This window comes from Nocardioides stalactiti, assembly GCF_014180715.1.
GTDB lineage: Bacteria > Actinomycetota > Actinomycetes > Propionibacteriales > Nocardioidaceae > Nocardioides > Nocardioides stalactiti.
Genome location: NZ_JACEFC010000233.1, coordinates 763 through 1,442, shown reverse-complemented (window position 1 = coordinate 1,442; position 680 = coordinate 763). Strand labels below are relative to the sequence as shown.

Here is a 680-nt window from a genome sequence, read left to right as displayed (position 1 = left end):
CAGCATCCGCGTCGGCGACCGGGTCGCGGTCACCGCGACCGGCGCCGTCCTCGGGGACCTGACGACCGACCAGGTGGTCGTGGTCGACCTCGACGGGCGGCAGGTCGAGGGCGACCTGGTCCCCACGTCGGAGGTCTATCTCCACCTCTCGACCTACCTGGCGTACGACGTCGCGGCCGTCGTCCACACGCACGCGCCGGTCAGCACGGCCGCGTCGATCAGCCTCAGCGAGATCCCCGTCGTCCACTACCAGCAGCTGCTGCTCGGCGGCGTGGTCCGGGTGGCGCCGTACGCCACGTTCGGGACGCCCGAGCTCGCCGCCCGGGTGGTCGCGGCGCTCGAGTCCCGCGCGGCGGCGCTGATGGCCAACCACGGCTCGATCGCGATCGGTCCCACCCTCGACAAGGCGGTGGAGAACGCGCTGCTGCTCGAGTGGCTGTGCGCGGTCTATCGCGACGCGCTCGCGCTGGGCAAGCCCGCGACGCTCTCGCGCAAGCAGCAGGAGGACGTGGTCGCGGCCGCGATCGCGCGCAGCTACGGCACGGCCCAGAAGAGTGGCCAGCAGGCCCAGACGAAGGAGACTTCATGACCACGGTGATCTGCATCGGTGTCCACGTGCTCGACGTCCACGTGGTGGCGGTCGACAGCATCCCCGAGGGCTCGAGCGGCGCGCTCGTCGA

Annotated in this window: 1 protein-coding gene; it reads left to right on the top strand. The window is 71.8% G+C overall.

All coding sequences use genetic code 11. The features are described from left to right. The coding region (locus H0487_RS22610; protein ID WP_183096438.1) for a class II aldolase/adducin family protein at nt 1–589 on the top strand (589 nt) is incomplete at its 5' end. Between the last annotated feature and the right edge of the window lie 91 nt (nt 590–680).